Below are 22,917 nucleotides of genomic sequence, written 5' to 3' on the forward strand. Positions count from 1 at the left end.
TCTCAGACGCATACGCGCGGCATTTGTTTAAACCGCCGCCCCTGATCCATCCCAAAACCTGAGCCGAAAATATATGGCGCATACGCGCTCAAACGTGGCGAAAGTATCCCCCTTCCCACGACAGGCCCAAGTGATATTGCACAAATCCGTCGATTACTTTGGCACAGGCCCGCCGATCTGCCGCAGGCAGTTCCTCGGCGTGCCAGCCGGATGGAAATTCTTGCTGCACATGGCGCAAAAGGTCAAGTCCGCCCCCGCCCAATTCCACACCGTAACGCGCTGGCCCCGCCTCGGCGCGGCAAGAGGGGCAACGCAGCTGGGCTTCGTCAACCACAAACTGCGCAGGGCCTGTTATCTCGGTTCCGCACATGCCGCACTTGCCAAGGTCGGGCGCAAAACCCAGCACCCCGGCAAAACGCAGTCTGAAAAAAAGCGGCAGCAACGAAGGCACGTTTTCCGCTTCTTCAAGGGTTTTGCGCAGATCCTCCACCAACTGAAAGGCCTCGTCCGCGCCTTCGTCGTTTACGCCAAGGGCCTCAACAAAACGCAGACAGTTGGCAGCCAGCCCCATGCGCCGCCAGTTGCGCCGCAAGCTTTGCGGCCCGCCCAGCAGCACGGCTTCCTCAAGATTGAGAAAACCGCCGCGCCCCGATGTTTTAACCCGGCAGTGCAGGCTGTTGAGCACATCGAGGCAGCCGCAAAAACGACGCCTGCTGCGGCTGCCGCCAAAGGCGAACAACGTCAGCAGGCCGTGTTTGCGACAAAGCATTTTCAGCCACAGATCTGATTCGCGAAAGTGCCCGATGCGCAGCACCAACGCGTGATCTGCCCATTCGGTCATTGCCTGTCCGCTGGGGGAAACGTCAGGTTGCGTACCTGACCGCTCTGCCCTGGCTGGGGCAGCTCTTCGCCATCATAGCGCAGGCGCACGCCACCAGCATTGCCAAGCTTCAGCTCCAGACTCTTGCTGAAAGTAAGGGCAAAGGTGTCGCCCTTGCGCAACGAAAACTGACGGGTATCGGTTTTATCCGCATTGGAGTGAATCCAGCACTCTTCTGTGGCCGTGATGATGAGCTTGTGCTGCGAGCCTGGCTGCGTTTCGCCGGTCTGAGCCGGAGCGGCCTGGGGAGCAGTAACCGGTGCCGTAGCAGTCGGAGCGGGTGCCGCAGTGCCACGCACGGGGGGCAAACCGGCTGCGGGTTGCGCAGGCTGACCAGTGGTCTGGCTGGCGGGCTGACTGGCAGCAGGTGCAACCGCACTGGCCTGAGCAGCCGGAGCCGAAGCGGGCGCTGCAGGCTTGGCGGCTACGGACGCTGCGGACTGGCCAGACGCTTGACCAGATGCTTGGCCAGACGCCTGGTTTGCCGCAGGTGCAGCAGCAGGAGCGGAATGGCCAGCCAGATTGCCGGGATCAACAGATTCTGCACTTTGCATGGGCGCAGGCTGCGCCAGACGGCGCGTCTGCCTGCCCAGAAAGTCCAAGGCGCCCTGCTGCCAGGCAAAGAACACGGCTGCCACAATGCCCGCCATCAGCACGCCGGCCAGTATGGGCTTGAGATTGCGGCGCGGAGTAAGGACCATTTCGGGTTCGTATACATTTTGCGGAGCCGCAGGCTCTGCCGCAGCTTCAAGCGCGCCGAGCGCCTCGCTGACTTCTTCTGTCGAAAGGCCCACGTATGAAGCGTATGAGCGGATAAACCCCTTGGTGTACGCCAGAGGGGGCAAGGACTGCTCGTCCCCTTCCTCCAAAGCGCGCAGAAGACGGGCGCTGATTTTCAGCTTGTTGGCCGCGTCTTCCATATCCAGACCCCGCTTTTCGCGCTCAACGCGCAAAGCAGCGCCCAATTCCACTAAGGTCATGTAAAGCCTCGATAATGGTCTTGCCGCCCCTGGGGGCGGCTGTTGCCAGCAAAAAGCCCGGAACCGCCCGTGGCGGCCCCGCTACATTCGAATGTCGATAACAGCCCTGCTGCGAAGCTGATTGGAATAATCCTCAAAACGTTCCATTGCCTTGGGCTGACGCAGAATGCCGTCAATCATGGGCTTGGCCTGCTCAAAGGTGAGCAGCTTCATTTCGCCGCCACCGGGGCGGTACAGGCGCACCTGCGCCTTGCGGCCCTGCAGTTCAAAGATGTCGGTCACTTCCCCGGGCTTCATTTTGGAGAGGCGCGCTTCCCATTCGGGGTTGAGCTTGTCCCACTCAACAGGGCCCATATCGCCGCCGTTTTCCTTGTTGGGAGCGATGGAATACTTGCGGGTAACCTCCTCAAACGAGGCAGCGCCCGACTTGATCTGCGCCGCAAGGGCAGCAGCGTTTGCATTGGGATGGTACACGAGCAGGGCCATGTGCAGACCAGTGCGGTCGTACATGGTGTCCTTGTGCGAGTCGTAATAGGCCTTGACTTCTTCGGGGGTAACCACCACGCGGCGGGCCACTTCCATGGCCATGACACGCTGGCGGATCAGGCTTTTTTCAATATTTTTGCGCAGTTCGGCAACACTGGTTTTCTGCTGGGCCAGCTTTTCCTCAAACTGCTGCTTGTTGAGGTTGTTTCCCTTCATGATCTTGGTAATTTCGGCGTCCACATCGGAAGGAGAGATGGTAACCTTGAGCCGCTTGGCTTCCTGAACAACCAGAATATCCATGATCATACCGTCCAGCGCCTTGCGCAAAATGGCGTCAACAGCGGTAGCCTGGGCAGGATCGTTGGGATTGACGCGCGCCCGCATAAGATCGGGTACGGCATTTTTTTGCAGGTCAAACATGGTGATAACCTGACCGTTTACCACGGCTGCCACCTTGTTAATCTGGGCGGCCTGAGCGCCAAAGGCGGTCATGAAACAGATAACCAGCGCAAAAACAAGCGTCTTTCTCACAGTATACTCCCTGATTGCGCGAAAAAATCACGCGCTTTATCTATAAAATTGTATCCCAATCCATCGCAATATGCAATGCGAGCACACAGCCGCGGCAAATGACACGACACCGAACACATAAATGCCCTGTGTCAGCGTCTTTTTGCGGAACCGTTTTCCCTTTTGTGCGACTGATCGGGGGCTGCTTTTACGGCCCCGTTTTCGGGGGCATGCCCCTGATTTTCAACCGTGCCGTTTCCTGCACCGCCCTCGGGAATATCGCCTTCGTACACCTCGTCGTGCGGCACGGGCAAGGCCTTTCCATCATCCTGTCCGCCGGGTGCGGCAGGTGCGGCTGCCCCCTCGCCGCCCTGCCGCGCATCGCGGTTCGGGGGCACGGCCAGCAGGTCTGGTGCAATGTCTTTGGCAACCTTGATCTTTGAAGCGGCCAGCGTTTTTTCCAGCCAGCTTTCAAAGGCCTCGGACATTTTCTGCTCGCGCAGAACGTTTTCCACAAGGGGGTAGGTTTCTGCCAGATTCATCTGGGTGGGCGGACGCTTTTCAATCAGGGCGAGCCCACGCCACAGGCCTTCTTCCTGCCGTGGGGTGGCGCACTGGCCGGGCTTGAGGGCCCCTGCAGCCTTTTGCCAGCTTTGGGGCAGATCGCCAGCGCGTACGTTCAGGCACTGAAGCTGCACTTTTTTGCGCGCTTCGCTCATGCCTCCGGGAAAAACCGCGCAAAAGCCTTCCACATCCTTGCGGGATTCTGCCGAAATAAGGCACACGCGCAGGGTTTCGGGCATCTGAAAATCGTCTTCGTGGGTCTGATAGTAGTCGCGCAGCTCCGGCAGCGAAATTCGTATACCCGAAGCCAGCACCTTTTTCTCAAAGGCAAGCATGGAAAGATGGTCGAGCAGCAAGGCGCGCCATTCGGCGGGGTCAAGCGATTCCTCGGTCAGGTACTTGTCCAGCCCGTCACCGCCGCCGTAGTCGTTCTTCACCTCGTTAAAGGCGGCTTCAAGCGTTGCGGGGCTCACGGCCATCTGCAGGCGCTGCAGGTCTTGCCGCACCAGAGCGTAAATGATGAGTGTTCCCAGCGCCTCGCCGTATTCACGGCGCATGTTTTCCAGCGAGGGTGTGCGCATGGCCCCCAGCGAGGGCGAACGGCTGTCGAGCAGGGTTTGCAGCCTGCGCAGTGTGATGGGTTCGCCGTTGACGATAGCCACCACGCCGTCGGGCAGGCGGGCTTCGAAACAGGCGGTCAGCAGCAGGCAACAGCAGCAGACCAGCGCCAGACACAGAGGCCGCGCAGCACGCCGCACCACCGAAGGCTGTGCGAAGGTTTCAATCTGACGCGCAGGGGCAACAAGGGGCTGCATGAATCGGTTCACCATAATTTCCATATACTCATGACAGTTTCATGACCGGACAACTGGTTGGCCCGCAATACCGCTTACACGCCGGGCGTAACCCTGATGCCCTCAAGGGCTGCGCGCAGTTTGTCCAGCCCCTCTGCAAAGGGCACATCTGCGGGCAGGGGCAGGTGCAGACCGGCTGGTGGCAGCATGCGCGCGTCCTTCATGGATGCGGTAAGCGCCACGATGCGCTCTGGCTGCACGGCGTTCTGCCCGTCGGGCCACACAAGACGCACGTGGTTGATATGCACATCTGCCTTTTGCACCTGCAGTTCGGTGAGGAACTGCTTGAAGTCCAGCACGGCGAGGAAGTTGCGCAGTTCTTCGGGGAAGGGGCCAAACCGGTCGCGAATGCCCAGTGCGGCTTCTTCGCACGCGGCTCCACCTGCGGCCGAGGTAAGCGTTTTGTAGCAACGCAAACGCTCGCGCCCGTCTTCAATGTACGATGCGGGAATATGCGCAGGCAAGCCCAAAGTAAGTTCCGTTTCCACGGTATGGGCTTCGGGCGTGCCTTTGAGGCGGCCCACTGCCTCCTCGAGCATCTCAAGATACAGATCAAGGCCCACACGGCACATGTGCCCCGACTGCACTTCGCCAAGGATATTGCCCGCGCCGCGCAGGCGCAGGTCTTCCATGGCAACTTGAAAGCCAGCGCCCAGATAGTCCATATCCATGATGATGCGCAGTCGTTCCTCGGCAATGGAAGTAAGGCGCTCGGCATCGGGCACCACAAAAAAGGCGTATGCCTGCCTGTCGCTACGGCCCACGCGGCCACGCAACTGGTAGAGCTGACCAAGGCCAAACATCTGCGCCTGATCGACCACCAGGGTGTTGGCACGGGGAAAGTCCAGGCCGGATTCAACGATGGAGGTGCACACCAGCACATCCAGTTCGCCGTGCCAGAATTTGTGCATGGTGTCTTCCAGCTCGGTTTCAGACATCTGCCCGTGGGCCATACCCACGCGGGCCGAAGGCACGAGGGTGCGCACGTATTCGGCCACCCGCTCCAGCCCCTGCACACGGTTGTAAACCCAGAATACCTGCCCCTCGCGCTCTATCTCGCGTTCAAGCACCTTGCGCAGCACAGAATCATCGCGGCGCAGCACGGCCGAAGCCACGGGCTTGCGGTCCTGCGGAGCCGTTTCGATAATGGAAAGCTCGCGTATGCCCGACATGGAGAGCTGCAAGGTACGTGGAATGGGCGTGGCCGTGAGGGTGAGCACATCCACGTTCTTTTTGAGCGCCTTGAGCTTTTCCTTGTGGCGCACGCCAAAACGCTGTTCCTCATCCAGTATGAGCAAGGCCAGGTTGGGCAGCTTTACGTCGCTTGAAAGCACGCGGTGCGTGCCGATGAGAATATCCACCTGCCCGGTGGCAGCCGCCTTGAGCACTTCCTTTTGCCTGGGGCGCGTCACAAAACGGCTGAGCAACCCCACATTGACGGGAAAACCCGCCAGACGCGCGCGGAAGGTCTGGTAATGCTGCTCGGCCAGCACCGTGGTGGGACAGAGCAAAACAACCTGCCGCCCCTCGGAGGCCGCGCGAAAGGCCGCCCGCAGCGCAACCTCTGTCTTGCCAAAGCCCACATCTCCACACACAAGCCTGTCCATGGGCTGCGACTTGTCCATGTCGTCCAGCACGTCCTGAATGGCCTTGGCCTGATCGGGGGTTTCCTCAAAGCCAAAGGTGGCTTCAAATTCGTGGTACAGCTCACCCGGCGGGTCGTAGCGAAAACCCTTGGTCACCTTGCGGTAGGCGTACATCTCCACCAGGTCGGCGGCGATTTTTTCAATGGCCTTGCGGGCCTTTTCCTTGCCCGATGTCCAGCCCGTGCCGCCAAGGCGGTCAAGCGCGGGTTCCACACCCTCCGAGCCCTTGAACCGCTGGATAAGCCCCATGCGGTCGGCAGGCACATAGAGCTTGTCGCGCCCGGAATATTCGATGAGCAGAAAGTCGTTGGCAACGGCGTTCACATCCATGTGGTGCAGGCCCGCAAAACGGCCAATGCCGTAATCGCGGTGCACCATAAGATCGCCGGGTTTGAGATCGTCAAAGGAATCCAGCCCCTTGAACACGCGAGAAGAAACGCGGGGCGTCTTTTCGGCCTTGGGGTACAGAATGTCTTCGCCCAGCACCAGAGCATTGTCCCACGCCAGATCAGCGCCCTGACGATAGGGCGAAACAAGAGCGAACAGACCACGCTGGTCGGGCGCGTAGCGTTGGACCGGAGCAATGCCGTCCTGCTCGGCCAGCTTCAGAAATTTGGCGCGGCTTCTGGCTGACGAAAAGCTCAGCACCACCTGCCTGCGAGCGCCGTGCCATTCCTTGAGGGCGGCGGCAAGGTGCTGCCACGGGCGGTCCTGCGCGCCAGAAAGCGGAAAAAGATCGCTGAACGAATGCAGGGTTCTTTCCGCAAAATCCAGGCCGCGCTCCTCCACGCCCATGACAAGGGGCTCGGCGTACACTCGCTGAAAGGCGTTCCACGGTGCGGGCTGCGAACTTTTACGCAGGGCCAGCGAGGCCGGTTGCGGCAGGGGGGAGTCTTCTATCTCCAGCCTTTCCTTGAGGGCAAGGCGACCATCGCGCAGGGCCTCTGCGCTGTCGGCCTCGCCGGGCAGAAGCCACAGGCAATCCTGCGGCAGCCAGTCTTCAAGCAGGCTTGGAGCTTCTACGGCGCAGCCCGGCAACAGCCCCGCCCCACCGGCATCCAGTGCCTTTTTGAAGGAATAACAATCGTTTTCGCCAATGCGGCCTTCGGCAAACATACGGTCAAAGCGCTTGCGCGTTGCCTCGGCGTCGCGCGCGTCAAAGGCCAGCGGGCTTACCGGCAGCAGGGTCAGCTCGTCGCAGCCCTGAAGCGAACGCTGGGTTTCGGCATCAAAAAACCGCATTTCTTCCAGCGTATCACCAAAAAATTCAAGCCGCACGGGGCGAGCATAACCAGCGGGGTACAGATCAAGAATATCGCCGCGCCGGGCCATTTCGCCGGGACGCGTGACCATGGTGACACGCTCGTAGCCCCACTCCACTGCCTGCTCCAGCAGCAGTTCTGGCGCGTAGTCGCTGCCCTTGCCTATCTCGAGTGTACGGGAATGGAAAAAATTGACTGGCATGTAGCGCAGCAGCAGGCTCTCTATGCTGACCACAAGCACACGGGGCTTGCCAAGGCTCAGGGCATACAGTGCCGCCAGACGGGCTGCCCACGAAGGCTTGTCCTGCCACTGGCTCAGGGCTGGCAAGCCCAGGCAGGGCTGCTGCCATGTCGGGCGCACAAGTGCAGGATCTGCCAGTGAAATTTCGGGAGAAAAAAGAGTGGCGAGAGCGCGGGCCGCGTTGAATTCTTCGCGGGTGCGAACCACGAGAGCCACGCTGCGCCCTTTGTCCAGAGCCTCACAGGCAAGGCGGCAGCGCGTGACCATGCCGCTGCGTTCCAGATATATCTGCCTGTCGTTGCTTGAGAGCAGTGCGCCGAAAGTGTCCATGAACCTGTGGGGGGTTATATAACAGTGTCGGGGGCAGCCTGCGCCGCCCCCGACACGGCCACGAAAGTGTGGCCATGAAACGACGAACCGGGCAGCAGCAGAAGGCCGCCGCCCGGTTCGCTAGTTATTTGCTTCTAGTGTCCGCAGCCGCCGGAGCAGCCGCTGCAACCACCGCCCGTCTGGGGCAGGGGAACTGTAGGCTCAACAGTGAAGCCAGAGTAGGTCAGGTCAATCTTCACGCCTTCAACCTGGGCAAGAAGCTCCTTGTTGATGCAGAAGGTGAACCCGCCCTGTTCTTCGCTCATATCCTCGTCCGTGGCGGCATCAAGTGCCAGGGCCAGGTGAGGCCCGCTACAACCGCCAGGGGCGAGATACACGCGAATGGAGCTCTTTTCCTTACCTTCAAAAAAGGCCGCCAGTTCCTTCTGGGCGCTTTCGGTCAGTTCAAGCATGGTTCCTCCGATGTTTTTCGATAACTCGATATTTATATATTGTAGAGTAACGAAAAACAGGCTGGCCAGCTTCTTCCGGCCAGCGGGGACCATCCCGCCTTAGGCGTTGCTGCCGCAGCCGCTTGAGCAGCTGCTGCAACCACCACCGTTGCCGTCAGAAGCGAAGGGCACTACGGGTTCAACCGCAAAGCCCATGTAGGTTAAATCAATCTTTACACCCTGCACTTCACCAAGAAGATCTTTGTTGATGCAGAAGGTATAGCCGGCCTGTTCCTCGGTTTGATCCTGTTCGTTAGGCTCATCCAGAGCCAGGGCAAGGCGCGGGCCGCCTCAACCTGCGGTCATGTAGACCCGGATGGGTTCCTTTTTCTTGCCGGTAAAGAACGAATCCAGTTCCTTACGGGCGCTGTCGGTCAATTCGATCATACGTCCTCCATGATTCGGGTGTTTTACTAACTAAGGTCATGCGTGGGGCTTGTCAATTGCCGCAGGGCTTTTCTTTAAGCGCGAAAACGGCTAGAATGGCAGGCATATCCACCTCTGGAGGAATCATGTCCACGACCCGGTTACTGGCAAAAGACGAAATGGCGCGCGTGCTTGAACGCCTCGCCTCACAAATACTGGAACGCCACGCCGCCTGCGAAGAAGTGATGCTTGTGGGCATTGAACGACGCGGTGCAGACCTTGCCCGCCGCCTTGCCGCCCTGCTGCAGTCCCGCCTTGAACGCACCGTGCCCCTGGGCACGCTCGACATCAACCTGTACCGCGATGACTGGACCAGCCTTGTGGGCAAACCCAGCATAGGCCAGTCGCACATCACCGAAAGCGTTGACGAAAAGGTCATCATTCTGGTTGACGATGTGCTCTACACGGGCCGCACAATCCGCGCCGCTCTCGAGGCCCTGCTCGACTATGGCCGCCCCCGCTGTGTTGAACTGCTGACCCTTATCGACCGGGGGCACCGCGAGCTGCCCATTCACGCGGACTACGTGGGCAGAACCATCAACACAAGCAAACAGGAACATGTAGACGTAATGCTGGCCGAACGCGATGGCGAAGACAGCGTAAGCCTCACCACCGCTTCCTGACACTCCCGTTACCGACGAACAAACCGGCCTCACGGCCTTGTATCAAACTTGCAGGCAGGATAAGAACACACAGCTACCAGACGTATACACCGCCCATAGGCGCAAGACATAAGAGCAGAGGAAACCATGCCCAAACGCAAAACCTGACGCACAGCAATGAGCTCCACGTTGTGGAGCTTACGCGAATGGCGGTCCGGTTTGTGTCTGGCGCATGGTTTCTTTGCCTTGCGCGGCCGATAAGCCCAATCCTCCGTTCGCGTTGCCGGTTCCCCTTCGGCTTCGTAACGGGCCTGTGGCCCAAAAAGGAGGATTTCATGAAACCAGGCTTCAACTTTTTCGCCACCACAACGGGCATAGTTGCCACCGGGCTTGTTTTCGGCGTGCTTGCCGTGCTGCTGCAGCAGTCGGGCAACCCCGGCAACATGGGCATATGCGTGGTCTGTTTCAACCGCGATATCGCTGGTGCGCTGGGCTTTCACCGCGCTGCTGTCGTACAGTATCTGCGGCCAGAGATCATGGGCATGGTGCTTGGAGCCTTTGGAGCGGCGCTGGCCTTTGGCGAGTACAAACCGCGCGGCGGCTCGGCCCCAATTACCCGCTTTTTGCTTGGCGGTATTGCCGGTATCGGCGCGCTGGTCTTTCTGGGCTGCCCCTGGCGTGTGATTCTACGGCTGGCCGGTGGCGACGCCTTTGCCCTGTTTGGGCTTGCGGGCCTCATCTGCGGCGTGGGCATTGGCACGGTCTTTTTCCGCATGGGTTTTTCACTGGGTCGCAGCCAGGGGCAGAGCAAGATTTCGGGCCTTGTGCTGCCCGGCATCATGCTCTCCCTTGTGGCGCTCTATCTGCTCAATCCGCAGGTGGCCGAACAGCCGCAGAGCGGCGTACTGTTCTATTCTGTCAAAGGGCCTGGCTCACAGCACGCACCCTTTCTCCTTTCCATCGGCGTGGGCCTGATTGTGGGCTTTCTGGCCCAGCGCAGCCGTTTTTGCACCATGGGCGCGCTGCGCGACGTACTGCTGTTCAGACAATGGCATCTGGCCCTTGGTTTTCTGGCCATGCTGGGCGCAGCCCTTGCGCTGAACCTGTACTTTGGCACCTTCAAGCCCGGTTTTGAAAACCAGCCCATCGCCCAGCCCGACAACCTGTGGAACTTTCTTGGCATGGCCACCGCCGGTCTGGCCTTTGCTCTGGCCGGGGGCTGCCCGGGCCGTCAGCTCTTCATGGCTGGCGAGGGCGACAACGATGCCGCCGTTTTTGCAGTGGGTCTTATTGTGGGAACCGCCGTTGCGCACAACTTTGGTCTGGCCTCCAGCCCCACGGGCGTTGGCCCTCACGGTATGGTCGCCACCCTTGCCGGGCTTGCCATCTGCCTTTGCATCGGCTTTTTCAACTGCAAGAGAGGCGCGTAATGTCCACCACCATCGACACCAGGGGCCTTTCCTGCCCACAGCCTGTTCTCATGTTTCTTACCGCAGTCAAGGGCGACGATCAGGGGCCCTTCTGCGTTCTTGTTGATAATGATGCCAGCCTTGAAAATGTCAGCCGCGCTGCCCGCAACAGGGGCTTTGATGTGGCCGCCACAGCTGAAAACGAAGGCGTGACGCGTCTGGACATCACCAAGGCCTGACAGCCATTGTGATGGGCAAGGGGCGCGGGTGTGCAGCAATGCCCGCGCCCCTGCACCATCAGGCCGAGCCGTGCACGCTGCAGAGCAGCACACGTTTACCCCCCTGCCCGCAGACGCGCAAGGCGGACCAGCGGATTCTGGAGTATTGATGACGCATAGCCAACCACAGGGCGGATTGTTGCACGGGCTTACCCAAAAACTGCTTGGCATTTTTGTTTCCGCCAGCCCGGACAGGCGCAACCCGGAAAACCGCGGCTGCAACGACAGGGGCCTGCTGGTTTTTGACCACACTGGCGAGGTTATCCGCGCCGAACGACTGCTGCGCGCTGCCGGACTAGAAGTTGAGGTCAAGGGGCCGCCACCGCAGCTGCGCACGGGCTGTGATATGGTGGTGGTGTTTGAGCTGGTGCGCCAGGCACTGGTTATGGAAACGCTGGAGCGGGAGGGGCTGCGTCCAGGCCAGGTTGTGAGCGCCAACGACATGCTGCTGGAACCGGTGTCACTGTATCAGATCAAGCATCTGGACAACCGCTGGATCATGGTGCGCGCAGCCAACATGAAAATCACCCTCGACTCTGCCGATGGACGCATCGTGAACATTTCCGGCGGCGGCTGCCCCGACGTTCCGTGGGTGGCCCACAAGCTGTGCGGTCTGCGGCTTGATGAAGCCCCTGAACCGCTGAGCATGGGCCAGACGCTGTGTTGCTACAGCCTGCAAAAGGCCTTTGAGGAACTGCGGAGGCAAGTGGCATGTGGTGCATAGCGGGGACCCTGCCTGACGCCGACTTTGCGCTCTGCCCTGCCGGGCTTGACGGGCAAAGCACTGTGGGACATGGCCTGCTCCATCTGCCCGACGGACAGGCAGTGCCTGTGCAGCGCGGCACTGCGGCACTGGCGGCCACGGCCATTCTGGCCTGTGGGGTGCTCGGTGTTGACCCGCCCCGCCTTCTGCTGGCGGGCGACCCCGGCTCCGGTGCTGGCAGCCGCGACATCTATGCGTGGCTGGAGCAAAACCTTGAGCACATCGCCCCCAGCGGTCTGACCTTCCACTATCTTTTTCCAGATATGGACTGGCACAACCGCGTGCTCATGGCCGTGCAGGCCCTTGCCGCGCGCCCTGTCATGGTGGCAGACGCGGGCTTTATGTATGTGGCAAAAATGAGCGGCTATGCCGACGCCTACGACCTGTTTACCCCTGATCTGGGCGAGCTGGCCTTTCTGGCAGACGAAAAAGCCCCGCATCCGTTTTATACGAGGGGTTTTCTTCTGGCGCGCGAGGACGACGTGCGGCCACTTTTGCAGCGCGCCCTTGACCACGGCAACTGCCCGAAAAACATGATAATAAAGGGATCAAAAGACTCTATTGTGCTGGATGGCCGGATTGTGGAAACCGTTGACGCACCCTCTGTTGCCAGCATGGAATGCATTGGCGGCACGGGAGATCTGGTAACCGGGCTGGCAACGGCTTTTTTGTGCGCAGGGGCCCCCATGGGCGAGTCCTGCATGGCCGCAGCCCGCATGGCACGTTTGCTGGCGCGGCACTGCGCGCCCAATCCCGGCACACAGATTGGCGAACTCATTGAAAAGCTGCCCGAAGCTCTGGACGCAGCCCGCCCGGAGTGGCCGCCCAGCCTTTGTCAGGCTTCCACATAAATGATTCACCCTGCTTCAACAGACACGCCAAAACAGTGCGGCCCTCCGTAGTCAACGGAAGGCCGCATTGTCATTTGTACCTGTCAGATTGCGGCAAAGGCCCATGCCCCTCTCGCGCATCTATTGAAGGGCAGCTTTCTTTCTGCGGGCCCGTAAGCGCAGGGTAACGCGCCATACCCATGAAAGCGCCAGACCCACTGCGATACCCAAAAAGTCAAACAGGGTCTGTGCTGCCATATGCGGGCGGTCAAATCCCCAGGCAGCGGCCTTGTTCCACGAGGGATGGTACAGAGCCCAGGCGATAAAACCCGCCATGGCCAGCACACCCAGCGCGCCAAACAGCCAGTAGCCGGGAATGGGCTCTTCCCAGAAAAAGGAAGAGCGGTAAAAACGCCTGCGCGCAAAGCACACGGCCAGCAGTACAACGCTGACCATGCTGGCCGTAATCCACGAAAACCCGTTGAGCAGCGCACCCACGATCCCCAACCCCAGACACATTACAGCAAGCAGAAAGGCCCGCGACTGGCGGCGCTCAAGCCCGTAGGAAACAAACAGCAGGGTTGCGCCCGAAATGGCCGTGATAAAATGCCCGATGGCAAGCGCCTCGTAAGGAATCATGCTGCGCAGGGCGTGCAGCATGTGCTTGCCTGGCGGCAGCATGGCGCACACCAGCAGTATTACGCCAGCGGCAAAAGCCATGTAGGCGGAAATGGAGTGAGAAAGCACCGAAAGCCAGCGCCCGGTTTCGCGCAGCATGTCGCTGCGCTGGCGCACCTCATACACGGCCAGCAGCGCGGCGGCGGCCAGCAGCGGTATGATAAAGTAAATGATGCGGAACAGCAGCACCGCAGCAAAAACGGCCTGCGCCTGCGTGGTGTGGGTAAGATGCAGAATGACCAGCTCAAAAACACCCACACCACCGGGAATATGGGTGAGCACCACAGCCACCTGGGCCATGAGGTAGCTGGGCAGAAAATCGAGAAAGCCAATGCCCATGTCGCCGGGCAGCAGCACATACATGCAGCCAGCAGCAGCGATAATGTCCACTCCGGCCACTATGGCCTGGGCAAAGGCAATGTGCGGCGGCGGAAAAACAAATTCCTTGCCGAAAAGATGCACGGGCTTGCGCACCGTACAGCACAGAATCAGGTACGAGCAGGCAATGAGAAGCAGCACAACGCCAAGAAGACGCACGTCGGTAAGGGGCATCTTTGCCAGCAGATCATCGGGAATGGTGGGCGGGCTGACAATAAAGATAAGTCCGCACAGACCGAGCGCGCCCACCCAGAAGGTAACGGCCAGCATGAGCACCAGCCGCACAATCTCTACCAGCGAGAAGCCCCAGGCCGAATAAAAACGGTAGCGCACGCTTGTGCCGCCCAGCAGGGCACCAAAGTTGTAGCTAACAGCCTGCCCCACAAACGAAACGAGCCCCACGCGGGGCAAGGGAAGATCTTTATGAATGGCCTTGAGTGCCAGCCAGTCGTAGCCCACAAGAATCATATAGTTGATTACCATGAGCAGCATTGAAAAAAGAATACGCCCATGTGAAATCTGGCTTATGCTTTCACGTATCTGGGCAAGACTGTAACTTTTAAGCTTATGGTACAAAAGATATATGGCAAGAAGAAACACCGCCGTGATCAGCACGGTTCCAAGATAACGCAAATATTTTTTCATAGTCTGCCGTTGTTCATGCAGGTGTTTGTTGTGATGCTCAAACCGCACGCTCCTGATCGACATTCCAGTACTCCACAGGCTGCCCGCGTGCAGGTCGCAACTCCAACATATACGCTGGTGCACCACCGCGCAAGCCTCAACATCATGACAATCGACAGCATCTGTATGACAGCCCGGCGCTCTCTCCACCCCGCAGACCTCGGGGCTTGACCGTTTCGTGTGCAGTGGTTAGGGTGCATTTGCTGTTACGGATCATTGCCGGATTCACCGCCGGAGTTCGCATTCAGTTCACTGCGGCCCGTACAGCCGTTTTTTCGGAAAAATACCCCCATTTGCTTGCTCCGCTGCCTGGGCAGCGGCGCTTTTTTTTCGTTTGTGAGGTCAGATTATGGCAACCATGACAAGCATCCCCATTTCCGTGCAAGGCTACAAGAAGCTGGAAGACGAACTGGCCCGCCTGAAGAGCGAACGGCCCGCCATCATCCAGGCCATCAAGGAAGCCCGTGAAGAAGGCGACCTGCGCGAAAACGCCGGTTACGACGCCGCACGCGAACGCCAGGGCATGGCTGAAGCCCGCATCAAATACATTGAATCGCGCATGGCGCTTTATCAGGTGGTTGATCTCGACACCCTGAAGGGCGACAAGGTCATCTTTGGCTCCACGGTTGAAGTGGAAGACGTGGACAGCGGCGAAGCACGCTCCTTCACCATTCTTGGGCCCGACGAGGCCGATCCCGCCAAGGGCTCCATTTCGTTTCTTTCGCCCGTGGGTCAGGCCCTGCTTGGCCGCGAAGTGGGCGACGAAGTTACCGTGGATATTCCGCGCGGCCGCGTTACCTACGAAGTGACCGGCATCAGCTTCAAGGGCAGCAATGTGCTGAACTAGGGCAGGGCTCCGCTCCTGCCCCTGCCGGTTCCGCCCCCCTGCGGGTTCGCGGACGGCGCACCCCCTTATTTTTCCGTGGCGCGGCAACGCGCAAACAGTACCGCAGTGCACCAAATGGCGCGCTCTGGCCTCCCTGCACAACCGCAGGGTAGCGGAGCGCGCCGTTCAAGGCGCCATACCGGTTTTTGCCTGCCTGTTTCATGGAATCTGCGCACCGCGCCAGCAATCGGGGGCTGCAAATCTTCTGCCGGGCGCATTTGTGCTCTTGAGCCTCTTGGCAGACCCTGCCCGCGTTTGCTATCCTTTCGCGTTTCCATGTTCCGGCGCTATCTGATTTCATCGCCGACACAACCCAAGGCCTGCTATGACTCTAACGCTGCCGCGTCTGCTTTACATCCTGGCTGCGCTCGCACTCTATCTGCTGCTCTGGCCCAATCCGGTAACCATATTCATGGCCGCCTGCCTTTCTTGCCTTTCGCTGCCGCTCTACCGGGGGCTGCAAAAAAAAGGACGCCTGTGGCGTAAACGGCTCGAAACCACCGCTGGCCAGGTTCGCTGGCGCAAGTTCAGAGTAGCCCTTTCAAGCAGCCTGCCACTTTATACATACATAGCCACACTTCTTTTTACCATTCTTATTCCCATCGCCACCCTGGCCCTGCTGGTCACGCCGCAAGCCGCAGCTGGCTTTGAGCGTCTGCGCGAACTGCAGGCCAACAACTTTCAGTTGCCCCCGGAATGGGTGGCAAACATACAGCAGTGGCGTATGAGCCTGGCTGAATACCCCCGCATGGAAAAAATGGTCAGCGACTTTCTGCAAAAGCTGGACGCATTTTTTGGCGATGCAATGAGCCTGTTGCTCAGCAGAAGCATGGATTTTCTTGGTGGAACCATGACTGTGCTGTGGACAGGCTTTCTGTTTTTTACGCTCACGGTTATTTTTACCAGCTATGCCCGCCATATCCGCAAGATTTCTGGCCGGATATTCCACATACCCCAGTCCATGCTGGCCCGCTTTACCACGGCAATTCACAGGGCCCTGCGCGGCATTCTGCTGGGCATTATATTAGTGGCAGCGGCACAGGGCATTTTGTGCGGCATAGCCTTTGCGGTGGCTGGAGTACGGCAGCCCGCGTTCTGGGGCCTGCTGGCTACGCTGGTTGCCCCCATTCCTGTTATTGGCACAGCCATTGTGTGGGTTCCGCTCTGCCTTTCGCTCTGGTTCACGGGCAAGGGCATGGCTGCCGTGGGGCTGGCACTGTGGGGCGTTGTGGTTGTGGCCGGTGTGGATAACGTACTGCGCCCGCTCTTTTTGCAGCAGGGCATCAAGGCACCGTTCTTTGTACTGATAATCGCCATTCTTTGCGGCATGGCCAGCTTTGGACCTGTGGGCCTGATTGCTGGGCCTGTACTGCTGGCCTTTGCCATTCAGGCTGTGGAAGAAGGCAACTGCACTTATAGGCACAATGTATAAGTTAGCACGCATACCCAACGGCGCTGGCAGGTTTGTTTTCAGGGCTCCCCTCCTTTTTTCGGCGGGCAGTGCACCAAGACGTCTGGGCGTCTTCTGCGCAATGATCTGCGCCATATGCATTACCCTTCTGGCAGGAGCCCCGGCTGTCCAGGCTGCAAGGGGCACGCGGGCCGCCATCCTGATTAACATGGACACCGGCAAGGTTCTGTTTGAAAAAAATGCCGACATGTCCATCCCGCCCGCTTCGCTGACCAAGGTCATGTCCATGTTTCTTGTCATGGACGCAGTAAGCGCCAAGCGTCTGACCCTGGACGAAAAAATCCGCATTACTCCCGCTGCGTCGAAGGTGGGTGGTTCATCCATGCACCTGCGCAACGGCGAGCGCGTGGCGGTGCGTCAACTGCTCACCGGCGCTGCCGTAGCATCGGGCAACGACGCCATCACAGCCCTGGCACTGCGTGTGGGGGGTAACGAACGGCAGTTTGTACGCGCCATGAACCAGAAGGCCAACAGCCTTGGCCTCAAACGCACTGAATTCAAAAATCCCACAGGCTTGCCCGCCGCCGGACAACGCACAACCCCGCGCGACATGGCCACGCTTACACGTACCTACCTGCGCTCCCACCCCGGCGCACAAACTTTTCACAGTACCCGCGTATTCACACACCGCACCAGGCAGATGTCCAACACCAATTCACTGCTGGGTTCTGTGCGAGGGGTCAACGGCCTTAAGACAGGTTGGACCGTGGCCTCTGGCTATAACCTGATTGTTACTGCCCAACGAGGCGGAACTCGGCTTATTGCCGTTGTCATGGGGGGCACAAGCCGCAACGCGCGCGATGCCATGGCAGAACGGCTTATCGAGGCCGGGTTTGACGGCGGTGGCGACCCAAAAAAAATTCGTCGCAGCATGGGCTACCGACGCTAAATTAATGTAACGAAATTTTTAAATTGCTAAAGGTTGTGGAAAACTGGCCGGATATCTGGCCGCTTTCCACAACCTTTTTGTTTTTTGAACGCCACTGAGGCGCATTTTTTTTTGAGCACAGGGCAGACGGTCATTATATAGAAGGCGGGCTTTCTGCGCAGGAAACACACAAAGACGTGCGTGCCCCAAACAGAGAGCCCGCCTGACGCAGTCAGCGGCCTAAAAGACCTTAGCGCGCAAGCGCCTGATCAAGATCGGCAATAATATCGTCCACATGCTCAACACCCACAGAGAGGCGTACCATGCCGGGGGTGATACCGGCTTCGCGCAGCTGCTCGTCGGTCAGCTGGCGATGGGTTGAGCTTGCGGGATGCAGTACGCAGGTGCGTATGTCGGCAACGTGCACCTGGAGCGAAATCATTTTGAGGCTGTCGATAAAGCGCGCGCCAGCTTCTCGCCCGCCCTTGAGGGAGAGGGAGATAACGCCGCTGCAACCCTTGGGCAGGTATTTGTCGGCCAGGGTTTTTTGCGGATGCCCGGGCAGACGGGGATAGTTGACGGATTCCACCGCAGGGTGCTTTGCAAGAAATTCCGCCACGGTTTCTGCATTGCGGCAGTGGCGTTCCATACGCAGGGGCAGGGTTTCGAGGCCCTGGTTGATGTAGAACGCCCCTTGGGCACTCTGGCAGCAGCCCATGTCGCGCATGAGCTGCACGCGGGCCTTGACGATATAGGCAGCCTTGCCAAAGGCTTCGGCGTACACCAGCCCGTGGTAGGAAGGATCGGGCTCGGTAAATTCGGGAAACTTGCCGGAAGCCCAGTCAAAGTTGCCGCTGTCCACGATAACACCGCCCACCTGGAGGGCGTGACCGTCCATGTACTTGGTGGTGGAATGCACCACAATGTCGGCCCCAAATTCAAAAGGACGGCACAGCACAGGGGTGGCAAAGGTATTGTCGATGATCAGGGGCAGCCTGTGGCGATGGGCCAGATTGGCAAAACGCTCGATATCCAGCACGTCCATGGAGGGGTTGGAGAGCGTTTCGCCGAACACGGCGCGGGTGTTGGAGCGAAAGGCCTTTTCAAGCTCTGCCTCTGAAGCGCCCTGATCCACAAAGGTAACTTCGATACCCAATTTCTTGAGCGTAACGGCAAACAGGTTGAATGTGCCGCCGTAAATACTGGCGGCACTGACCACATGGTCGCCGCTCTGGGCCACGTTGAGCAGCGAAAGCATGCTTGCGGCCTGACCAGAAGAAGTGCACAGCGCGCCAACGCCGCCTTCAAGCGCGGTAATTTTTTGTTCCACGGCATCCACCGTGGGGTTGCCCAGGCGGGAATAAAAAAAACCAGCCTCGGCAAGGTCAAAAAGTTTCGCCACTTCGGCGGTGGTGGAATATTTGAAGGTGGTACTCTGCACTATGGGCAAAACCCGGGGCTCACCATTGGCCGGTTCGTAGCCCGCGTGCAGACAAAGAGATTCCGTTTTCATGCCGTCCTCTGCTGTGCTGGTGGTGGAAAATGCCGCGCTTACTGGCTATACGCCGCGCACCACGCACCGTAGCTCAAGCCATCGGGCTAGGCAACCACCTTGATTGTGCACGCAAGCCCCCTATACGGCTGATGAAGAGAGAGCAAAAAAAGTTCCTTCCTATTGACCGTTTGCAACTAGAAGTATAAGCTTCAAAGAAGCAGGTGGTCGCCTTGCGGCGTGTGGCACTCTTGGGGAATGCCTTTTTAAATCACGCAGTAACGCACTGCCAGAGTTGCTGATTTTCGTTTGCTGACAGCGCCGCTGATAGCGCGGCTGTTCGTACCACGTTGCGCCGCTGTCTTGACGCGGAGTTGGCGCGATTTTGTTGCGCCGCATGCGGGCCCTGTGGCAGGGTCCGAGCAAAGCCTTTCACTCACTTTTGCCAGGAGGCTATTATGCGTATTGCCGTGGGTCTGGGCAAAAAAGGCGGAGAAGAGCGTTTAGAGCGCCAGGGCATAAGCCGCCGTGACTTCATGAAATTCTGCACGGCGGTAGCGGTGACGATGGGCTTCGGCCCCTCATTCGCTTCCGAGGTGGCCGCTGCGCTGACCGGACGTCGGCCTTCGGTGGTGTATTTGCACGCCGCTGAATGCACGGGCTGTTCCGAAGCGCTTCTGCGCACCTACAAGCCCTTCCTTGATGCCGTCATTCTTGACACCATTTCCCTTGACTACCACGAAACCATCATGGCCGCCGCCGGTGAAGCCGCCGAACAAGCCCTGCATGCCGCCGTGGAAAACCCCAATGGCTTTGTCTGCATGGTTGAAGGCGCCATTCCTACGGGCATGGACAACAAGTATGGCTATATCGGTGGCCATACCATGTACGACATCTGCAAAGAAATTCTGCCCAAGGCCAAGGCCGTGGTAAACATTGGTACCTGTGCCTGCTACGGCGGCGTTCAGGCTGCCAAGCCCAACCCCACCGGCGCCAAGGGCGTGAACGAATGTTTTGCCAGCCTGGGTGTGAAGGGTATCAACATTCCCGGCTGCCCCCCCAACCCCCTCAACATGGTAGGCGCTCTTGTGGCCTTTTTGCAGGGCCAGAAGATCGAACTCGACGAACTGGGCCGCCCGCTCATGTTCTTCGGCCAGAGCGTCCACGACCTTTGCGAACGCCGCAAGCACTTCGACGCTGGCGAATTTGCGCCCTCCTTCAATTCCGAAGAAGCGCGCAAGGGCTGGTGCCTTTACGAAGTGGGCTGCAAAGGCCCGCAGACGTACAACAACTGTCCCAAGGTTCTCTTCAACGAGACCAACTGGCCGGTGGCTGCCGGGCATCCCTGCATTGGTTGCAGTGAACCCGGTTTCTGGGACGAAATGTCGCCGTTCTACCAGAACTAGGGGGAATCATGAGCCAGATCAAACAAACGCCCCAGAGCAGCTACACCGGGCCCATTGTGGTGGACCCGCTGACCCGCATCGAAGGGCATCTGCGTATTGAAGTGGAAGTTGAAGGCGGCAAAATCAAGGACGCCCGCAGCTGTGGCACGCTTTTCCGCGGTCTTGAAGTTATCCTGAAGGGCCGCGATCCTCGCGACGCTCAGCACTTCACCCAGCGCACCTGCGGCGTCTGCACCTACACGCACGCCCTTGCCTCTACCCGCGCGCTTGAAGACGCCATCAACAAGCCCATTCCGGCCAACGCCACCTACATCCGCAACCTTGTCATGGCCATGCAGTTCATGCATGACCACGTTGTGCATTTCTACCATCTGCACGCGCTTGACTTTGTGGACGTGGCCAACGCCCTGCAGGCCGACCCGGCCAAGGCTGCCAAGCTTGCGCAGTCCATTTCGCCCCGTCCTGTCAAGACTGAAGACTTCGCCGCCGTGCAGGCCAAACTGAAGACCTTTGTTGAAAGCGGCCAGCTTGGCCCCTTCACCAATGCCTACTTCCTTGGCGGGCACCCTAGCTACTACCTTGAACCCGAAGCCAACCTCGTTGCCACTGCCCACTATCTGGAAGCCCTGCGCGCCCAGGTGGACATTGCCAAGGGTATGGCCGTGTTCGGCGCCAAAAACCCGCACACCCAGTTCACCGTTGCTGGCGGCGTGACCTGCTACGAAGCCCTGTCTCCCCAGCGCATCAAGGAATTCCGCGAATTGTACAAGAAGGCCCGCACCTTCATTGAACAGGTCTACATTCCCGACCTGCTCATGGTGGCTGGCCAGTACAAGGACTGGGCTGCCCTTGGTGGTACGCACAACTTCATGGCTTTTGGCGAATTCCCCGCTGCTGGCGGCGAACGCGACCTCAACAGCCGCTGGTACAAGCCTGGCATCATCTATGATCGCAAGATCGGCTCTGTGCAGGCCTTTGATCCCAGCAAGATTGAAGAACATGTGCGCCACAGCTGGTACGAAGGCGACAAGGCCCACACCCCCTACGAAGGCGAGACCAAGCCCTACTTCACCAAGATGGGCGACACCGACCGTTACTCCTGGCTCAAGGCTCCCCGCTACGCCGGGCAGTCCATGGAAACCGGTCCTCTTGCCCAGGTGCTGGTGGCCTACGCCCAGAACCACAAGACCATCAAGCCTGCCGTGGACGGCGTGCTGAAGGCCCTTAACGTGGGTCCCGAAGCCCTGTTCTCCACTCTGGGCCGTACTGCTGCCCGCGGTATCCAGACCCTGGTTATCGCCCAGCAGACCGAAAACTGGCTGAACGAATACGAAAACAACATTGCCAAGGACAAGCAGATCGTCGAAGATTACGCCGTTCCTGCCAATGCCAAGGGCGTGGGCTTCCTTGATGCCCCCCGTGGCGGTCTTTCGCACTGGATTCGTATCGAAGACGGCAAGATCGGCAACTTCCAGCTGGTCGTGCCCACCACCTGGAACCTCGGACCCCGGTGCAACAAGGGTCTTCTCGGCGCCGCCGAAGAAGCTCTTATCGGCACGCCCGTGGCCGATCCCAAGCGCCCGGTGGAAATCCTGCGCACTATCCACTCTTTCGACCCCTGCATTGCTTGCGCCGTGCACGTTATCGATGGAGAAACCAACGAAGTGCACAAGTTCAAGGTGCTGTAATACGCACTGAACAAGCATTGACAAAGGGCGGGGTTTTCCCCGCCCTTTTTTATGGCAGATATTTTTTTTGCCTCCGTTGATCCGTACATGCCTGTTTTATACGGGAGCGCAAACATAATAGACCGGGCACAAATATTTTGGCATACTGTGCATATGTGTTGCACACGCATTACCATGTGTGCCCACGTATCAACCCCCACTTGAGAGCACACCGTGGAACAAAAACGAGTACTGATTATGGGCGTCGGCAACATTTTGCTGACTGACGAGGGTTTTGGCGTGCGCGCAGTTGAATACCTGCAGGCCAATTATACCTGGCCGGAAAATGTACGCCTTGAAGACGGCGGCACACAGGGCCTCATGCTCATGACCGAGCTGATGGAATGCGACACGTTGGTTGTGCTTGATGTGGTGCTGGGACCGGAAAAACCCGGCACCGTCTACATGCTTGAGGGTGAAGACCTGCGCAAGAGCTTGAGTTTCCGTGACTCCATGCATCAGACAGACCTGCTGGACACCCTTGTAACGTGCAGCATGGCCGGGCACGATGTGGAAGCCGTTGTTTTTGGCCTGCAGCCCTTTGACTACCACACCATGCAGGTGGGTCTGACCCCTGAAGCCCAGAAGCTGCTGCCGGAATTCTGCACAAAGGTGGTGGCTGCCCTGGCAGAGCGCGGCATCACCACCGCAAAGCCCAAGGCGTAACCCAGGCCAGAGAATTATGCGTCGCGCAGTGTGTCGAGCGCCTTCAGCCTCGGGCTGACCGGGTTCAAGTCACGCACCATCACAATGCACGCCGCACCCCAGACAGGGA

Annotated in this window: 20 protein-coding genes; 11 read left to right on the top strand and 9 right to left on the bottom strand. The window is 59.1% G+C overall.

Features of this window, described 5'->3' with window-relative positions; translation table 11 throughout:
* Positions 1–88: 88 nt before the first annotated feature.
* From F8N36_RS01530 to F8N36_RS01560, 7 genes are all read right to left on the bottom strand, one after another.
* Positions 89–841 carry a DNA repair protein RecO C-terminal domain-containing protein gene (locus tag F8N36_RS01530; protein ID WP_291330987.1) on the bottom strand — a complete coding sequence of 251 codons (753 nt, stop codon included), beginning with the start codon at positions 839–841 and terminating at the stop codon, positions 89–91.
* The gene (locus F8N36_RS01535; protein WP_291330988.1) at positions 838–1,860 is read right to left on the bottom strand and encodes a helix-turn-helix domain-containing protein; all 1,023 of its coding nucleotides are present in this window, start codon (positions 1,858–1,860) and stop codon (positions 838–840) included. The genes F8N36_RS01530 and F8N36_RS01535 overlap by 4 nt, the downstream gene beginning before the upstream one ends.
* Before the next feature lie 81 nt (positions 1,861–1,941).
* Positions 1,942–2,892 (bottom strand): SurA N-terminal domain-containing protein, encoded by a 951-nt coding sequence (locus tag F8N36_RS01540; RefSeq protein WP_291331385.1) that lies wholly within the window; start codon positions 2,890–2,892, stop codon positions 1,942–1,944.
* Positions 2,893–3,008: 116 nt separating this feature from the next.
* Positions 3,009–4,235 carry a peptidylprolyl isomerase gene (locus F8N36_RS01545; RefSeq protein WP_291330989.1) on the bottom strand — a complete coding sequence of 409 codons (1,227 nt, stop codon included), beginning with the start codon at positions 4,233–4,235 and terminating at the stop codon, positions 3,009–3,011.
* A gap of 74 nt (positions 4,236–4,309) precedes the next feature.
* Positions 4,310–7,753: a transcription-repair coupling factor gene (gene mfd, locus F8N36_RS01550; protein ID WP_291330990.1), complete on the bottom strand. Its 3,444-nt coding sequence runs from the start codon at positions 7,751–7,753 to the stop codon at positions 4,310–4,312.
* A gap of 134 nt (positions 7,754–7,887) precedes the next feature.
* Positions 7,888–8,205, bottom strand: a complete 318-nt coding sequence (locus tag F8N36_RS01555) for an IscA/HesB family protein (protein ID WP_291330991.1) — start codon at positions 8,203–8,205, stop codon at positions 7,888–7,890.
* Positions 8,206–8,304: 99 nt separating this feature from the next.
* Positions 8,305–8,631 carry an IscA/HesB family protein gene (locus tag F8N36_RS01560; RefSeq protein WP_291330992.1) on the bottom strand — a complete coding sequence of 109 codons (327 nt, stop codon included), beginning with the start codon at positions 8,629–8,631 and terminating at the stop codon, positions 8,305–8,307.
* Positions 8,632–8,756: 125 nt separating this feature from the next.
* Between F8N36_RS01560 and pyrR the strand changes: the two genes are divergently transcribed.
* From pyrR to F8N36_RS01585, 5 genes are all read left to right on the top strand, one after another.
* Positions 8,757–9,293: a bifunctional pyr operon transcriptional regulator/uracil phosphoribosyltransferase PyrR gene (pyrR, locus tag F8N36_RS01565; protein WP_291330993.1), complete on the top strand. Its 537-nt coding sequence runs from the start codon at positions 8,757–8,759 to the stop codon at positions 9,291–9,293.
* A 314-nt stretch (positions 9,294–9,607) separates the two neighbouring features.
* Positions 9,608–10,702 carry a YedE family putative selenium transporter gene (gene yedE, locus F8N36_RS01570; protein ID WP_291330994.1) on the top strand — a complete coding sequence of 365 codons (1,095 nt, stop codon included), beginning with the start codon at positions 9,608–9,610 and terminating at the stop codon, positions 10,700–10,702.
* Complete coding sequence (locus F8N36_RS01575) at positions 10,702–10,920, top strand: sulfurtransferase TusA family protein (RefSeq protein ID WP_291330995.1); 219 nt, start codon at positions 10,702–10,704, stop codon at positions 10,918–10,920. The genes yedE and F8N36_RS01575 overlap by 1 nt, the downstream gene beginning before the upstream one ends.
* A gap of 148 nt (positions 10,921–11,068) precedes the next feature.
* Complete coding sequence (locus F8N36_RS01580) at positions 11,069–11,683, top strand: DUF3343 domain-containing protein (protein WP_291330996.1); 615 nt, start codon at positions 11,069–11,071, stop codon at positions 11,681–11,683.
* Positions 11,671–12,573 carry an NAD(P)H-hydrate dehydratase gene (locus tag F8N36_RS01585; protein ID WP_291330997.1) on the top strand — a complete coding sequence of 301 codons (903 nt, stop codon included), beginning with the start codon at positions 11,671–11,673 and terminating at the stop codon, positions 12,571–12,573. Before F8N36_RS01580 ends, F8N36_RS01585 begins: the two co-directional genes overlap by 13 nt.
* Before the next feature lie 120 nt (positions 12,574–12,693).
* Here F8N36_RS01585 and F8N36_RS01590 read toward each other — a convergent pair whose 3' ends face one another.
* On the bottom strand, positions 12,694–14,253 hold the full coding sequence (locus F8N36_RS01590) for a lysylphosphatidylglycerol synthetase family protein (protein WP_291330998.1): 1,560 nt from the start codon (positions 14,251–14,253) through the stop codon (positions 12,694–12,696).
* Between the two features lie 397 nt (positions 14,254–14,650).
* On the opposite strand from F8N36_RS01590, the gene greA reads away from it, so the two are divergent.
* The 3 genes from greA (at position 14,651) to F8N36_RS01605 (ending at position 17,538) form a co-directional block, all read left to right on the top strand.
* Positions 14,651–15,139, top strand: coding sequence for a transcription elongation factor GreA (gene greA, locus F8N36_RS01595; RefSeq protein ID WP_291330999.1), 489 nt, complete (start codon positions 14,651–14,653; stop codon positions 15,137–15,139).
* A gap of 364 nt (positions 15,140–15,503) precedes the next feature.
* On the top strand, positions 15,504–16,610 hold the full coding sequence (locus tag F8N36_RS01600) for an AI-2E family transporter (protein WP_291331000.1): 1,107 nt from the start codon (positions 15,504–15,506) through the stop codon (positions 16,608–16,610).
* A 100-nt stretch (positions 16,611–16,710) separates the two neighbouring features.
* On the top strand, positions 16,711–17,538 hold the full coding sequence (locus tag F8N36_RS01605) for a D-alanyl-D-alanine carboxypeptidase family protein (RefSeq protein WP_291331001.1): 828 nt from the start codon (positions 16,711–16,713) through the stop codon (positions 17,536–17,538).
* Positions 17,539–17,767: 229 nt separating this feature from the next.
* Here F8N36_RS01605 and F8N36_RS01610 read toward each other — a convergent pair whose 3' ends face one another.
* Entirely contained in the window at positions 17,768–19,030 is a 1,263-nt protein-coding gene (locus tag F8N36_RS01610) for an O-acetylhomoserine aminocarboxypropyltransferase/cysteine synthase family protein (RefSeq protein ID WP_291331002.1), read from the bottom strand.
* 437 nt (positions 19,031–19,467) lie between these two features.
* Here F8N36_RS01610 and F8N36_RS01615 point away from each other — a divergent pair, with 437 nt between their 5' ends.
* The 3 genes from F8N36_RS01615 (at position 19,468) to F8N36_RS01625 (ending at position 22,808) form a co-directional block, all read left to right on the top strand.
* Positions 19,468–20,415, top strand: coding sequence for a hydrogenase small subunit (locus F8N36_RS01615; protein ID WP_291331003.1), 948 nt, complete (start codon positions 19,468–19,470; stop codon positions 20,413–20,415).
* A gap of 8 nt (positions 20,416–20,423) precedes the next feature.
* On the top strand, positions 20,424–22,103 hold the full coding sequence (locus tag F8N36_RS01620) for a nickel-dependent hydrogenase large subunit (RefSeq protein ID WP_291331004.1): 1,680 nt from the start codon (positions 20,424–20,426) through the stop codon (positions 22,101–22,103).
* A 213-nt stretch (positions 22,104–22,316) separates the two neighbouring features.
* Positions 22,317–22,808 carry a HyaD/HybD family hydrogenase maturation endopeptidase gene (locus tag F8N36_RS01625; RefSeq protein WP_291331005.1) on the top strand — a complete coding sequence of 164 codons (492 nt, stop codon included), beginning with the start codon at positions 22,317–22,319 and terminating at the stop codon, positions 22,806–22,808.
* The last annotated feature ends 109 nt before the right edge of the window (positions 22,809–22,917 follow it).

The sequence above is a fragment of the Desulfovibrio sp. genome (assembly GCF_009712225.1).
Classification (GTDB): domain Bacteria; phylum Desulfobacterota; class Desulfovibrionia; order Desulfovibrionales; family Desulfovibrionaceae; genus Desulfovibrio.